This is a genomic window from Microbacterium invictum, from assembly GCF_034421375.1.
Classification (GTDB): Bacteria; Actinomycetota; Actinomycetes; order Actinomycetales; family Microbacteriaceae; genus Microbacterium; species Microbacterium invictum_A.
Map to the genome: position 1 here is coordinate 1,097,863 of NZ_CP139779.1, position 14,550 is coordinate 1,112,412.

The 14,550-nt window shown below is 69.7% G+C and carries 14 protein-coding genes; 6 read left to right on the forward strand and 8 right to left on the reverse strand.

What is annotated here, in order from left to right; all coding sequences use genetic code 11:
- Nucleotides 1–36 precede the first annotated feature (36 nt).
- Nucleotides 37–714 carry a LysE/ArgO family amino acid transporter gene (locus T9R20_RS05285; protein ID WP_322411497.1) on the reverse strand — a complete coding sequence of 226 codons (678 nt, stop codon included), beginning with the start codon at nt 712–714 and terminating at the stop codon, nt 37–39.
- Between the two features lie 71 nt (nt 715–785).
- On the opposite strand from T9R20_RS05285, the gene T9R20_RS05290 reads away from it, so the two are divergent.
- Complete coding sequence (locus T9R20_RS05290) at nt 786–1,703, forward strand: LysR family transcriptional regulator ArgP (RefSeq protein WP_322411498.1); 918 nt, start codon at nt 786–788, stop codon at nt 1,701–1,703.
- On the opposite strand, the gene T9R20_RS05295 is transcribed toward T9R20_RS05290, so the two are convergent.
- The 4 genes from T9R20_RS05295 to T9R20_RS05310 form a co-directional block, all read right to left on the reverse strand.
- Nucleotides 1,690–2,721, reverse strand: coding sequence for an NADP-dependent oxidoreductase (locus tag T9R20_RS05295; protein WP_416182946.1), 1,032 nt, complete (start codon nt 2,719–2,721; stop codon nt 1,690–1,692). The genes T9R20_RS05290 and T9R20_RS05295 overlap by 14 nt on opposite strands.
- Before the next feature lie 129 nt (nt 2,722–2,850).
- Entirely contained in the window at nt 2,851–4,056 is a 1,206-nt protein-coding gene (locus tag T9R20_RS05300; RefSeq protein ID WP_322412107.1) for an ROK family transcriptional regulator, read from the reverse strand.
- A 17-nt stretch (nt 4,057–4,073) separates the two neighbouring features.
- Complete coding sequence (locus T9R20_RS05305; RefSeq protein WP_416182947.1) at nt 4,074–5,135, reverse strand: ABC transporter permease; 1,062 nt, start codon at nt 5,133–5,135, stop codon at nt 4,074–4,076.
- Entirely contained in the window at nt 5,132–6,607 is a 1,476-nt protein-coding gene (locus T9R20_RS05310; RefSeq protein ID WP_322411499.1) for a sugar ABC transporter ATP-binding protein, read from the reverse strand. The genes T9R20_RS05305 and T9R20_RS05310 overlap by 4 nt, the downstream gene beginning before the upstream one ends.
- Before the next feature lie 226 nt (nt 6,608–6,833).
- On the opposite strand from T9R20_RS05310, the gene T9R20_RS05315 reads away from it, so the two are divergent.
- From T9R20_RS05315 to T9R20_RS05325, 3 genes are all read left to right on the forward strand, one after another.
- Nucleotides 6,834–7,883, forward strand: coding sequence for a substrate-binding domain-containing protein (locus tag T9R20_RS05315; protein ID WP_322411500.1), 1,050 nt, complete (start codon nt 6,834–6,836; stop codon nt 7,881–7,883).
- Nucleotides 7,884–7,968: 85 nt separating this feature from the next.
- The gene (locus T9R20_RS05320; protein ID WP_322412109.1) at nt 7,969–9,111 is read left to right on the forward strand and encodes a Gfo/Idh/MocA family oxidoreductase; all 1,143 of its coding nucleotides are present in this window, start codon (nt 7,969–7,971) and stop codon (nt 9,109–9,111) included.
- 55 nt (nt 9,112–9,166) lie between these two features.
- The gene (locus T9R20_RS05325; RefSeq protein ID WP_322411501.1) at nt 9,167–10,168 is read left to right on the forward strand and encodes a sugar phosphate isomerase/epimerase family protein; all 1,002 of its coding nucleotides are present in this window, start codon (nt 9,167–9,169) and stop codon (nt 10,166–10,168) included.
- 75 nt (nt 10,169–10,243) lie between these two features.
- Here the strand turns inward: T9R20_RS05325 and T9R20_RS05330 are convergent, their stop codons facing one another.
- Both T9R20_RS05330 and T9R20_RS05335 read right to left on the reverse strand, forming a co-directional pair.
- Nucleotides 10,244–10,702, reverse strand: coding sequence for a MarR family winged helix-turn-helix transcriptional regulator (locus tag T9R20_RS05330; protein WP_322411502.1), 459 nt, complete (start codon nt 10,700–10,702; stop codon nt 10,244–10,246).
- 23 nt (nt 10,703–10,725) lie between these two features.
- Nucleotides 10,726–12,387, reverse strand: coding sequence for an MDR family MFS transporter (locus tag T9R20_RS05335; RefSeq protein ID WP_322411503.1), 1,662 nt, complete (start codon nt 12,385–12,387; stop codon nt 10,726–10,728).
- A gap of 102 nt (nt 12,388–12,489) precedes the next feature.
- Between T9R20_RS05335 and T9R20_RS05340 the strand changes: the two genes are divergently transcribed.
- Nucleotides 12,490–12,993, forward strand: a complete 504-nt coding sequence (locus T9R20_RS05340) for a 2'-5' RNA ligase family protein (protein WP_322411504.1) — start codon at nt 12,490–12,492, stop codon at nt 12,991–12,993.
- 9 nt (nt 12,994–13,002) lie between these two features.
- Here the strand turns inward: T9R20_RS05340 and T9R20_RS05345 are convergent, their stop codons facing one another.
- Entirely contained in the window at nt 13,003–13,659 is a 657-nt protein-coding gene (locus T9R20_RS05345; RefSeq protein ID WP_322411505.1) for a YqaJ viral recombinase family protein, read from the reverse strand.
- Nucleotides 13,660–14,021: 362 nt separating this feature from the next.
- On the opposite strand from T9R20_RS05345, the gene rplJ reads away from it, so the two are divergent.
- Entirely contained in the window at nt 14,022–14,537 is a 516-nt protein-coding gene (gene rplJ / locus T9R20_RS05350; RefSeq protein WP_124293940.1) for a 50S ribosomal protein L10, read from the forward strand.
- Nucleotides 14,538–14,550 lie beyond the last annotated feature (13 nt).

Here is a 14,550-nt window from a genome sequence, read left to right on the forward strand (position 1 = left end):
GTTCCCGGGCGATGCCCCCGGGGCCGCGTCGGCTCATCAGGGAAGAACGAGGCTCACGCCGAGGGCGACCATGACGACGGCGATCGCCGCATCGAGGATCCGCCACGATCGAGGGCTCGACAGCCACCGCCCGAGATAGCGCGCGCCGGTCGCGAGGCCGAAGAACCAGACCACGCTGGCCGTCACCGCCCCGGCGGCGAAGAACCAGCGCGCATCGCCGTGCGTGTTCGCGACCGAGCCGAGGAGGAACACCGTGTCGAGGTAGACGTGCGGGTTCAACCAGGTCAGGGCCAGGGCGGTGAGGATGACCGGGATGAGGCGTGTGCGCGTCGCCGTCGTCCCGGCGCCGGTGCCTCGGACGCCGGTGTCAGCGCCGCCCGGCGTGCCACCGCCGCCTGCCCTGTCGTCACGCACCGCGAGCGTCTCGCCGCTCGGGCGCCAGGCGCGACGGGCTGCGAGCACCCCGTAGCCGATGAGGAACGCCGCACCCGCCCAGCGGATCGCCACCACCAGCCACGGCACGGCCTGCAACACCAGGCCGATCCCCGACACGCCGACGAGGATGAGCACCGCGTCCGACAGGGCGCACAGCGCTGCGACGACGAGGACGTGCTCTCGGCGAAGGCCCTGCCGGAGGACGAAGAGATTCTGGGCACCGATGGCGATGATGAGGGAGAAACCGAGGCCGAGACCGGCGAGGAGGGCGACGAACACCCTTGCACGCTACGGGCGTCGCCGCGATAGCACCAGTTCAGATTCCTACAGAACCATTAGCATCACTTCATATGCGCATCCCCTTCGATCTCGCCGAAACGCTCGCCGCCGTGGTGGACGAAGGGACGCTGGACGCCGCGGCCCGTCGGCTCCGGGTCACGCCCAGCGCTGTCAGCCAGCGGATCAAGAGTCTCGAGTCACTCCTCGGCCAGGTCCTCCTCGTTCGCTCGCGGCCGGTGCGTGCGACCGCGGCCGGGACCGCGGTCGTCCGTCTCGCCCGCCAGCTGGCGCTCCTTGAGCACGACGCGGTCGCGGGCCTCGTGGGCGACCCTGAGGCCGGCACACGGGCGACGGTGCCGCTCGCAGTCAACGCCGATTCGCTGACCACCTGGTTCCTCGCGCCGCTCGCGAGGCTCGCCGCGCGGCATCCGGTCGTCTTCGACCTCCACCGCGATGATCAGGACTTCACCGCCGGTCTTCTGGAATCCGGCACGGTGATGGGGGCGGTCAGCTCTCGCGAAGAACCGGTGGCCGGGTGCCGCGCCACGCCCCTCGGTCTCATGCGGTACGAGGCCGTGGCGACGCCGGCGTTCTTCGAGCGCTGGTTCGCGGGCGGAGTGACCCCGGACGCGCTGTCGGTCGCACCGGTGCTCGATTTCGACCGCCGGGATGATCTCCAGAGGCGGTGGTGCGAAGTGCGCGGGGTGATGGCGGCCGCGGGGCCGCCGCGTCACTACATCCCGTCCTCTCACGACTTCGCTGCGGCGACCCGCCTGGGTCTGGGATGGGCGCTGCTTCCCACCGCGCAGTCGGCGCCGGGAATCGCGGCCGGAGAACTCGTCCCGCTCGGGGGGCCGCCCCTGGACGTGCCGCTCACCTGGCAGCAGTGGAACCTCCGGTCGCCTCTCCTCGACGCCGTCGCCGACGAGATCGTCGCCGAGGGACGGCGGGTCCTCGTCGCGTCCGGCGGCCCGGTCAGTCGTCGCTGACGCGCAGCACGATCTTCCCGCGGGTGTGGCCCTTCTCCAGTTCGGTGTGGGCAGCGGCGGCGTCGGCGAGGTCGAACACCCGATCGATGTAGACCTGCACCGCACCGGAGTCCAGAAGGCGGGCGATCGTTGCCAGGGCGCCGCCGTCGGGGATCACCTTGTACGAGGTCGCCCGCACACCCGCTTCGTCGGCGGCCTGGGCGTAGTCGGGCCACGAACCGGTGGGCACCAGGACGTAGAGCCCGCCGGGTCGGAGCACCTGCAGCGATCGGCTCGCTGTGCGGTCGTGCGCGTTGCCGACGAGGTCGATGACGACGTCCATGCCGCCGACGACCTCCTCGAAGCGCGTCGAGGTGTAATCCACGACCACCGCGGCGCCGAGCTCGCGCAACCAGGCGGCGTTTCGCCCGGATGCGGTGACGGTGACGTGGGCGCCGAAGTACGCAGCGAACTGCACGGCGAGGTGTCCCACCCCACCGCTGCCGGCGTGGATGAGCATGCGCTGCCCCTCGTGGGCATGCGCCGTCTCCACGACAAGACCCCAGGCCGTGAGCGCTGCCAGGGGAACGCCGGCCGCCTCGACGTGCGACAGCGAGGCCGGCTTGCGGGTCACCGACTGGGAAGGGACCACGACGTACTCCGCGTAGGTGCCGCCGGTTCGCGGAAACGGGGCCATGCCGAACACGTCCGTTCCCGGCGTCAGCGGATGCGCTTCGAAGGGGGAGGAGACGACCACCCCGCTGAAGTCGAAGCCCGGGACGATGGGTGCGTCGCCGAGGGCGGCCGAGACACCCTTGCCTGCGCGTGTCTTCGCGTCGATCGGATTGACGCCTGCCGCGACCACGCGCACGAGCAGTTCGCTGAGCACCGGACGGGGGGTCGGGGCCTCGCCCCACTGCAGCACCTCGGGACCGCCGGCGCCGGTGAGCGTCACGGCGCGCATCGTCTCCGGCGGAGTGTCCGGCGGGGTCGCGGGAGCCTGCGGGGGAGAGGGGGATCGCAGCGGCCGGAATCGCATCGGTCGCTCCTTTCTCGCGCCACCCCTCGTCGGGGACGGAGGCACATGGGTCGGTGAGACTCAGTGAACCCGGCGATTGTCTCGCCCGTGTTACGCCGGTGCTAAAGAACGGCGTCACCGGGTCTCGGCTCAGCGCACCTCGAACTGACGGACGAGGGAGGCGGGGGACAGGGCGTGCTCGACGGCCAGCATGCTCGCGCCGAGGACCGCCGCGCGCTCGGCGGTGACGGACTGCGCGATGGTCAGATGCTCGGTCGCCAGGGGCATTGACCGCGTGTAAACGACCTCGCGGACGCCGGCGAGCAGGTGTTCGCCGACCCGCGCCATCGATCCGCCGATGGCGATGACGGAGGGATTGATCAGGCTCACGCACGTGGTGAGCACCTCGCCGATGTCGCGGCCCGCCTGACGGACGGTCTGCACCGCCTCGACGTTGCCCTTCTTCACCAGCGCCACGACGTCGCTGCCGTCGCGGGCGTCGATCCCCTGCGAGCGCAGGGTGCGGGCCATCGCCGGCCCCGAGGCCAGTGCCTCCAGGCAGCCCCGATTGCCGCAGTGGCAGGCGATGTCCGCGCCGCCCGGCACGCGGACATGGCCGATGTCGCCCGCGACGCCCTGTGCGCCGCGCTGGAGCGCACCGCCCGAGACGAGGCCGGCGCCGATGCCGGTGGCCACCTTGACGAAGATGAGGTGGTCGACGCTCGGCCACGCCGCCGAGCGCTCGCCGAGGGCCATGATGTTCACGTCGTTGTCGACCAGCACCGGCGTCTCGAGGTGCCGACCGATCCAGGCGGGGATGTCGAAGCCATCCCACCCGGGCATGATCGGCGGATTGGCGGGCCTGCCGCTGTCGTGCTCGACCGGGCCGGGAACGCCCATGCCGATCGCGGCGAGCTCGCCGCGATCGCGTCCCGCCTCCTGCAGGAGGAGCTCCGCGGCCTCGACGACCCAGGAGAGCACCGGTTCGGGCCCGAGCGAGATGGCGATCTCTTCGCTGCTTTCGGCGAGGGTGTTCCCGGTGAGATCCGTCAGCGCCACGCGGGCGTGCGAGGCCCCGAGGTCGGCGGCGAGGACGACACGTGCCTTCGGATTCAGAGCGAACTGCGAGGGCGGGCGGCCGCCCGTGGACAGGGCGTCTCCGACCGGGGTCACCAGGCCGAGGCGTACGAGCGCGTCTACCCGCGCCGCAACGGTCGATCGGGCCAGACCCGTCGTCTTCGCGAGGTCCGCGCGGGTGCGGGGGACGCCGTCGCGCAGGAGCTGGAACACCTCGCCGACACCGGTCGAGACGGAAGAGTCGCGGGTCTCTCTGGGCACGTTCCCAGTGTCGCGCATCCCGGCGCGCACGGCGGTCACGTCGCGCGGCCGGAGGGGCGGGCGAACCGCTGCTGGAGAAGGACGGCCACGACGATGATGACGCCCTTGACCACCGCCTGGACGGAGGAGTTGAGGTTGTTCTGGACGAACACGTTGGTGAGCGTGGCGAAGATGAGTACACCGAAGACGGTGCCGGTGATGGTTCCTCGACCACCGATGAGGAGCGTCCCGCCCACGACCACTGCGGCGATTGCGTCCAGCTCGAGCAGTGTGCCGTGCGTGGACGTTCCCGCTGTCGTTCGGCCGAGGTACATCAGGGCTCCGATGCCGGCGGTGAAGCCCGAGATGACGTACAGCCACACCGTGTGGCGGCGGACATTGATACCTGCGAGGCGGGCAGCCTCCCGGTTGCCGCCGATGGCGATCGTCCGCCTTCCGAAGGTGGTGCGGTTCAGAAGCACCCAACCCAGTCCGGCCACGACGGCGAAGATCCAGATGAGCATGTCGACGCCGAGGATGTCGGTGTTCATGAAGGTGACGAAACCGCGCTCCTCGACGACGAGCGTGCGACGCTCGGCGAGGATCTCGGCGAGGCCGCGCGCGGCGACGAGCATCGCGAGCGTCGCCATGAACGCCGCGACCTTGCCGTAGGCGATGACGATCCCGTTTATCAGTCCCGCACCCGCTCCTACCGCGAGCGCCATGATGATCATGACGACCCAGTGCAGTTGGTCTGCGAGGTCCTGGATCGCCGCGAGCGTCGCAACGACCGACGCGAGCCCCACAACCGACCCGACGGACAGGTCGATTCCGCCCGAGATGATGACGAAGGTCATGCCGATACTGACCACCCCGATGATCGAGGCCTGGCGGAGGATCGTCAGCATGTTGTCGAGACTGGTGAAGGTGTCGGGGGCTGTGACGGCCCCGACGACGACCAGGAGGAGGAGCGCCAGGACGAGCCCGAGGTTGCGTCCGACCGAACCCGACAGGAGTCGTCGCCATGCGGGCGGCGGAGTCTCGGTCGCACCGGTCGCCGGTGCCGGGGACGGACCGCCGGCGCCCGGCCGGTCGGTCACGGTTCGCTGCTCGCTCACGCGGCTTGTCCTTTCATGACGAGATCGAGCACGCCGTGCTCGTCGATCTCGGAGGCGGGAAGGGTGGTCAGGACGCGCCCGTCGGCCACGACCAGCACGGTGTCGGCGAGCCCCAGGACCTCTTCGATCTCGCTGGAGACGATGACGATCGCGTTGCCGGCCGCGGCGAGCCGCCGGATGAGTCCGTAGATCTCCGATCGCGCCCCGACGTCGACACCGCGGGTCGGCTCGTCCAGGAGCAGCACCCGCGTTCCGTGCACCAGCCACCGGGCGAGGAGGATCTTCTGCTGGTTGCCGCCGGAGAGGGTTGCGGCCGGACGATCCGGATCAGCCGGTCGCAGTTCGAGCGCGGCGATCTGCTCCTTTGCGACGGACTTCTCCCGACGGAAGTCGAGGAACCCGGCGCGCGCGAAGCGACGCATGCTCGAGAGCGTCACGTTCATCGCGATCGACTCATCCAGCACGAGCCCCTGGCTCTTCCGCTCCTCGGGGGAGAGGCCCACCCCGGCGGACACCGCGGCTGTGACCGACCCTCGACGAAGCGTCGTCTCGCCGACGCGCACCGTTCCCGCGGCGGGGCGGCGTGCGCCGTATATCGTCTCAAGGATCTCCGAACGGCCCGAGCCGACCAGCCCGGCGAGCCCGACGATCTCGCCGGCGCGGACATCGAAGGAGACGTCCTCGAACACACCGGCGAGCGCGAGGTCGCGCACCTGCAGCATGACGGGTGCATCGGAGGCGATCGGTGCCGCCGGCGGGAAGACATTCTCGACATCGCGTCCGGTCATCAACCGGATCAGCTCCGCGGTGGGGGTCTCGGCAACGGAGAGCCCGGTGGCCATCGTGCGTCCGTCCTTGAGGACCGTCAGCCGATCGCCGATCTGCCGGATCTCCTCCAGCCGGTGGGTGATGTAGACCACGGCGATGCCGGCAGCGGTGAGCTCGCGGACGACACCGAAGAGGTTCCGCACCTCTTCGGTGTCGAGGACGGCCGAGGGCTCATCCATGATGATGAGCTTGATGTCGTGCGACAGCGCGCGGGCCATCGAGACGATCTGCTTGTTGGCGGCGCTCAATTCGCCGACCTCGGTATGCGGTGACAGCCGGGAGTGGCCGAGGCGGGCGAGCAGCTCGCGCGTCTTCTCGGCGGCCGTCGACCGCCGGGTGAAACCGCCGCGCGCGATCTCGTGCCCCAGGAAGATGTTCTCGGCGATCGTCAGGCCGTCCACCACGTCGAGTTCCTGGTACATCGTGGCGATGCCCAGTTCGATCGCTGCCTCGGGCGTGGAGATCTCGACCTCTTCGCCGCGCCAGACGATCGTGCCGTCATCAGGGCGGTGCACACCGGCGAGGGTCTTGATGAGGGTGGATTTCCCCGCGCCGTTCTGCCCGAGGATGCAGTGCACCTCGCCGGCCGTGACCTGGAGGTCTACGCCGCGAAGGGCCCGAACCCCGGAAAAGCTCTTGGTCACCCCACGTACGTCGAGTAACGCCGAGCCATGGTCGTCTTTGATCACGGGGCGAACCTAACACGGCCAGAAAGTTAGCGATATCCCCACTTTTGCCGGACTCGCGAACAAAAGATGGACAAACGTCGTCGCACTGACGTACAGTCCCACCGTCAGCGCGGACTCCTCGGAATGCTCGGGGTGCGGGGATCCGCCGGCATCTCTGCATCACATTTCAAGGAGGAAAAGAATGCGCACACTCGCGAGGGGGCGGGGGCGGTTCGTGATCGCCGGAACCGCGATCCTGGCGTCCATCGGACTGCTGGCCGGATGTACCGGCACGGGAGCCGAGGAAGAGGACGTCGTCGACCAGGGAACCAGCGTGGAGGAGAACGCCGAGAGCGGCGACACCGTCGTCATCGGATTCTCGGGACCGGCAGCCGACCACGGCTGGCTCGGTGCCATCAACTCCGGCGCTCAGGCGGCCGCCGAGAGCTTCGACGACGTCGAGCTCCGCGTGGCGGAGGGGACGAACGACGCCAACGCGCAGATCGCCGCCGTCGAAACGTTCATCAACGACGGCGTGGACGCCATCGTGCTGTTGCCGACCGACGGCGCGGCGCTCACCGAGGTCGCGATCGAGGCCATGCAGGCCGGCATCCCCGTCATCAACGTGGACCGGGAGTTCTCCAGCCCGTTCGCCGCGCGCACCACGATCCTCGGCGACAATTACGGCATGGGCGTCAGCGCGGGCACCTACATCTGCGAGCAGGTCGGAGACAACCCCGACGCGGTCGTGGCCGAGATCGCGGGCATCGACTCGCTGCCGCTCACGCAGGACCGTTCGCAGGGCTTCGAAGACGCCCTTTCCGACTGCGGTCTGGAGGTCTCGGCGCGGGTCGCCGCGGACTTCACCGTCGCCGGCGGAGAGGCCGCAGCCTCGCAGCTCCTGGCTGCGAACCCGCAGATCGACGCCATCTGGAACCACGACGACGACCAGGGCATCGGCGTCCTCGCCGCCATCGAGTCGTCGGGCCGCGACGAGTTCATCATGATGGGCGGCGCCGGCTCGCGGAACGCCATGGAAGCCATCCAGGCGGATGACTCGGTCCTCAAGGCCACGGTGATCTACCCGTCCACCCAGGCGGCCGACGGCATCGCCCTGGCTCGCCTGATCGCTCAGCAGAAGACCGTGGGCGACCTCGTCACGCCGAGCGTGCCGAACCGCGTCGTCCTGGACGCACCGGTGGTCACGAAGGACAACGTCGAGGAGTTCATCGACCTGTCGTTCGAGTCCTGACCGAACCACCACGGGGCGCCCGAGACCGCTCGGGCGCCCCACTCAACGGAAGGAGAGCCGCGTGGGAGCACCGCTTCGCGTCGCCATGATCGGGCACGGCTTCATGGGAGCCGCGCATTCACAGGGATGGCGGGTGGCTCCGCGGTTCTTCGATCTCCCGCTCGATCCGGCGATGCAGGTCGTCGTCGGGCGCGACCCCGGGCGCACGGCTGAGGCGGCGGCGACGTGGGGATGGCTCGAAGCCGCGACCGACTGGCGCGAGGTGATCCGCCGCGACGACATCGACCTGATCGACATCGTCACCCCCGGCGACACCCACGCCGAGATCGCGATCGCCGCGCTCCGCGCCGGGAAGCACGTGCTCTGTGAGAAGCCGCTCGCCAACACGGTCGCCGAGGCCGAGGCCATGGCGGCCGCCGCGGAGGACGCGGCGCGCGCGGGGGTGCGGTCGATGGTCGGCTTCACCTACCGGCGGGTGCCGGCGACGACCTTCGCGCGCCGGCTCGTGGCCGAGGGGCGTATCGGTGAGGTCCGTCAGGTGCGCGCGGAATACCTGCAGGACTGGCTCGCCGACGAAAACGCGCCCCTCACCTGGCGCCTGAACAAAGACATCGCCGGCTCGGGGTCGCTCGGCGACATCGGGGCGCACGCGGTGGATCTCACCGAGTTCATCACCGGGCAGACCGTGGATCGCGTCTCGGGCATCCTCGAGACGCTCGTCGCCGAGCGGCCGGTCATGGCCGAGGGCGTCGGACTGTCGGGGACCGCGGGCGCCGAGCGTGGCGCCGTCACCGTCGACGACCTGGCGCTGTTCACCGGCCGGCTCTCCGGCGGTGCGCTGGCGTCGTTCGAGGCCACGCGATTCCGCACCGGACGCAAGAACGCGCTGCGCATCGAGATCTCGGGGTCGCGCGGTGCGCTCGCCTTCGACCTCGAGCGCATGAACGAGCTGGAGTTCTACGACGCCACGCTCCCCGAATCCGAGCAGGGCTTCCGGCGGATCTTCGTCACCGAGCCCTCGCACCCCTACGCCGATCGCTGGTGGCCCACCGGGCACATGCTCGGGTACGAGCACGGTTTCAGTCACCAGGTGGTCGACCTCGTCACCGCGATCGCCGAGCGCACCGACCCGGCACCGTCCTTCGCGGACGGACTCCACGTCCAGCGGGTGCTCGACGCCGTCGAGCGGTCGTCCGCAGCCGACGGCGCCTGGCAGACGACGCGCTGAACATCCCCACCCCCGGGGGCGCGCGTCTCCCGGATCATCCAGAGAGGACGACAGCATGGCACGACCGATCACTCTTTTCACCGGCCAGTGGGCGGATCTTCCGTTCGAGGAGGTGGCGCGTCTGGCGGGCGAGTGGGGGTACGACGGTCTGGAGATCGCGTGCTGGGGCGATCATCTGGATGTGGCGCGGTGGGATGACGCGGAGTACGTGCAGTCGCGGAAGGACATCCTGGAGCGCAACGGGTTGAAGGTGTGGGCGATCTCGAATCACCTCACCGGTCAGGCAGTGTGCGATGACCCGATCGACCAGCGGCACCGTGACATCCTGTCCGACCGTGTCTGGGGCGACGGTGACCCCGAGGGGGTGCGTCACCGGGCCGCGGAGGACCTCAAGGACACTGCGCGGATGGCGGCAGCGCTCGGCGTCACCACCGTGAACGGCTTCAGCGGATCATCCATCTGGAAGTACGTGGCGATGTTCCCGCCTGCATCGGAGGCGATGGTCGACGCCGGGTACACCGACTTCGCCGACCGGTGGCATCCGATCCTCGACGTCTTCGAGGAGGTCGGGGTCCGCTTCGCCCTGGAGGTGCACCCGTCCGAGATCGCCTACGACTACTGGACGGCCAAGCGGACGCTCGAGGCCATCGGACATCGGAAGAGCTTCGGATTCAACTTCGACCCGTCGCACTTCGTGTGGCAGCAGCTGGACAGCGTCGCGTTCGTGCTCGACTTCGCCGACCACATCTTCCACGTGCACTGCAAGGAGTCGGTGACCAACCTGGACGGCCGCAACGGCGTGCACGGGTCGCACCTCTCGTGGGACAACCCGCGGCGGGGCTGGACGTTCGTCTCCACCGGGCACGGCGCCGTGCCGTGGGAGCCGATCTTCCGCGCCCTGAATGCGATCGGCTACGACGGGCCGACGAGCGTGGAGTGGGAGGACGCCGGCATGGACCGTCTCGTCGGCGCTCCCGAGGCCCTGGAGTTCGTGCGGAGACTCGCCCGGATCACTCCGCCCCACCAGCTCTTCGACGCCGCCTTCAGCTCGAAGTAGCGCGCTCCGGAGCCCGCGCAAGGGGGGGGAGCGCGGGCTCCCGTCCCCGGCGCCGTCCCTCGGGCCGGATGCTGCTCAGGGTCGCTCGCGCGCCGTGAGTGCGTGCAGCAGGCGGGTGAGGGTCTGGATGTCGTCGATCGACCACTCCTCGAGGGCGTGCAGGAGGGTGCTCTCCTGCGGCGCCCGGGCCTCGGCCAGCCGCTCCAGTCCGAACGGCGTGGGAAAGAGGATGCTGGAGCGGCGATCGGTGGGGTCGGGTTCGCGTCCGATGAGCCCCAGCTCCTCAAGCTCGCGCACGGTGCGACTGATCTGGCCCTTGTCGGCGACGAGCATCTCGGAGACCTCCGACTGCGTCACGCGTTCGCGGCGGACGATGGTGGTGAACACCTTGTAGGCGGCGGGGAGCATCCCGGGGCTCACCCGCTCGGCGTTCTCGCTGACGATCCGTCGCACCTGATGGATCAGGCCGCCGAATTCCGCCTCGAGCGCCCGCACGGCCTCCGTGCGGGCGTCGGGGTCGGGTGCGGCGCTCATCGCCTTCGAGACTAACGTCGTCCTCACCGCCGGCGCGCGGCCCGGAGGGCAGGGGTCCGACCGGTGGCGGGAAGGGCGTCCATCCCCGTGCTGGTGGACACGGTGGCGAGGTCGGCTTCGCCGGCGTGGATGCGCTCGGTCGTCGTCATCCGATTCAGTGGTGTGTTCGGGAGGAACACGATCGCGATCAGACTGAGGATCGCCACCGGCACGGCGATGAGGAACGAGTGCGCGATCGCCTGGGCGTAGACATCCTCGAAGATCACCCGGAGCGCTTCGGGGAGGACGGCGACCTGCGGGATCGTGCCCGACTGCAGCTCCTGCGCGAGAGTCGCGCCCTGGGCACCGAGGTCCGACAGCGCCGTGGCGATGTCGCCCTGACGTTCGCCGGTGAGGGTGGTCGCCTGGCTGGCGAGGGCCGCGCCCATGACCGAGACCCCGATCGTGCCGCCGAGGCTGCGGAAGAAGGTGACACCCGAGCTCGCCACTCCCATCTCCCGCGGATCGGCGGTGTTCTGCACGACCAGCACGAGATTCTGCATGGTCATGCCGACACCTGCGCCGAGGAAGAACATGTACACCGACACCAGGACGAACGGGGTGTCGTAGTGGATCGTCGAGAGCAGGGCGGTGCCGGCGGTGAGCAGCACGCCGCCGACGATCAGGTAGGGCTTCCAGTGGCCGTAGCGCGAGATGAGCGCACCGATGACGACGGAGGCGAGGAGGAGCCCTGCGATCATCGGGATCGTCATGACACCGGCTTCCGTGGGCGTGGCGCCGCGGGCCATCTGCATGTACTGGCTGAGGAAGACCGTCGTGCCGAACATCGAGATCCCTGTGGCGATGGAGGCGACGACGGCGAGCGAGAACGTGGCGCTGCGGAAGAGGCGGAGGGGGATCAGCGGCTCGGGAGTGCGCAGCTCGACGACGATGAACAGCAGGGTCGCCAGAGCCGACCCGCCCACCATGAGGGCCGTCGGCAGGCTCCACCAGTCGAACGAGGTGCCGGCGTTCGTCACCCACACCAGCAGCAGCGACACCGCGGCGCTCAGCAGGACGATCCCCACGTAGTCGATCCGCACCGCGCGACGCGGCCGCTCGGGCAGGTGCAGCGTGCGCTGCTGGATGACGAGGGCGGCGACGGCCACCGGGAGGGCGACGAAGAAGTTCCACCGCCAGCCGAACGCGTCGGTGATGACGCCGCCGAGAAGCGGTCCGCCGATCGTGGCCACCGCCATCACGGCACCGAACAGTCCCATGTAGCGGCCGCGCTCGCGCGGGCTGATGATGTCGGCCATGATCACCTGGCTGAGGGCCGCCAGCCCGCCGGCCCCGACGCCCTGCAGCGCGCGGAAGGCGATGAGGGTCTCGGGGTTCTGCGAGAAGCCGGCCGCTGCTGTGGCGAGGACGAAGATCACGATCGCGATCTGGATCAGGAGCTTGCGGTTGAACAGATCGGCGAGCTTCCCCCAGATCGGGGTCGAGATCGCGGTGGTCAGCAGGGTTGCGGTCACCACCCACGTGTAGGCGGCCTGATCGCCGTCGAGGTCGTGCACGATCACCGGCAACGAGGTCGAGACCACCGTGGAGGCGAGCATCGACACGAACATGCCGAGGAGGAGCCCGACGAGGGCTTTCACCACCCCTGGGCGGTGCGCGGGCGGGGCGTCTGCAGTCGTGGCCATCTGTTCTCCCGAAAGTTGAGCTGAATCAACGATACGCCGAATGTTGACACACGTCAACGAACGGGGCGTGCTGTCTGCGGCCGCGAGCGGGAAGATGGGGGAGTGATCAGTGTCGAGGTGCTCCCCGACGCCGCGACCGAGGCGCTCGCCCTGGCGGCATGGCGACGTCTGGTCGACGCCGGTCTGCCGAGCGCCGGCAGGCACACCGGTGAGAGCAACCGGCCGCACATCACCGTGGCCGTCCGCGAGTCACCCCGCCTCGACGGGCTCGCTGCTCTCGCCGATCGCCTCCCTCTCCCGCTTCGGCTGGGGGGCGTGCTGCTGTTCCCGCGCTCAGGCCAGGCGGTCGTCAGCTGGCAGGTGGTCCTCACGGCCCCCCTGGCGGAGTTCCATCGCCGTGTCACCGGCGCCGTCGGCCCGGCGGAGGAGCGCTACACCCACACCGAGCCCGACGGCTGGAGTCCGCACCTCACGATGGCTCGCCGGGTGCCGCTGGCCGATCTCGGCGCGGCCGTGGCGGCGATCGACCTCGCTCCTCACGCCGGCGAGGTCACGGGCCTGCGCATCTGGGATGCGACCACCCGCACGGTCACGACGCTGCGCTGATCGGCACGGTCAGTCGGCGAGGGCGAGCGCGCGATAGGGCTGCGCGGGAGGGCCGGCGGGCCGGGTCATCCGCTCTGATCGCGACAGCTGGGTGCGCCGGTAGAGCTCGTCGATGAGGGATGTCGCCAGGCGCACCAGGCGACCGATCTCGACCTCGTCGCGATCGACCCAGGCGCACCGGGGTTCGTCGCCCACCGGGACGAAGCCGTCGTGCTCCTCCCAGACGACGAGCGTGCGCTCTGCCCCCAGGACGTGCTGCTGCCACCACACCTGCCGGAGGTAGGTGCGGGGGATGCTCCGCCACGCCTTCTTCGTCGTCTTGATCTCGGCGAGGACGACGCGGCCGGAGGGGTCGACGGCGATGCCGTCGGGGGTGGCGAGATGACGCTTCTCGACCTCGGCGTGGAAGAGGGCGCTCGAGGGACGGATCCCATGGGTGGCGGCGACCCAGGCGGCGATCTCGGGCTCGCGGACGCGCCCGTGAGCGGTGTACGCATTGCCGGAGAAGTTCGAACCCATGAGTTTGGCGTCGGCGGCGCGGGGGATGACGCGCTCGGAGGTGAGTGCTGCGACATCGGTCGCCGTGATCCCGCGGGAGCGGGCGCGCACCCATGCGACCCGGTCGCGGGAATCCGCGACGATGCGGGCGGCGAGTTCGGGGGTCACGGGTTCGAGGGTAACCCGGGGCGGCGACGCGTCCGGCGTGTCTCGCTCGGCGCGTCGCCCTCCCGCCTTCGCCCGCATCCCGGTCCGCGAGGGTAGGAGGAGGGCGGTGGGGAGGGCGGATTTGGTGGGGGAGGGTGGGCGGCGTAGACTGAGCGGAGCCGAAGACCGCTGGTCATCGAGGTGCGCGAGCACCGAGACCGAAGCACTGCATCGCAGGGGCCCGCGCAGGTGACACGATCGAAACCCTTTCCAGGATGACGCTCCGTGCGCTTGCGCCGGAGCGTTTTGTTTTGCCGTGACGACCGGATGTCGAGGCCGACGCACCGCTACCGTGGTGCGTCTCACAGATACAAGGAGTGGCCATGGCGCAGAAGGAAGCATCGGTCGCCGAGCTCACGAAGCAATTCGAGGACTCGACTGCCGTCTTGCTCACCGAGTACCGCGGCCTGACGGTTGCCGAGCTCAAGGAGCTTCGCAACACCATCCGTCAGGATGCGGAATACGCCGTGGTGAAGAACACGCTGACCAAGATCGCCGCGGGCAACGCGGGGGTCACGGGGCTGGACGAGGGACTGAAGGGTCCGTCGGCCATCGCGTTCGTGCACGGTGACCCGGTCGCCGTCGCGAAGGGTCTGCGTGCCTTCGCCAAGGCACACCCCCTCCTGGTGGTCAAGGGCGGATTCTTCGACGGAAACCCCCTCACCGCGGAGGAGGTCAACAAGCTCGCCGATCTCGAGAGCCGTGAAGTCCTGCTGGCGAAGCTCGCCGGTGCGATGAAGGCCTCGCTGACCAAGGCGGCCTACGTCTTCAACGCTCTGCCGTCGAAGGCCGTTCGCACGGTCGACGCGCTGCGTGAGAAGCAGGAGTCCGCGGCCTGACACGGGCCCGGCA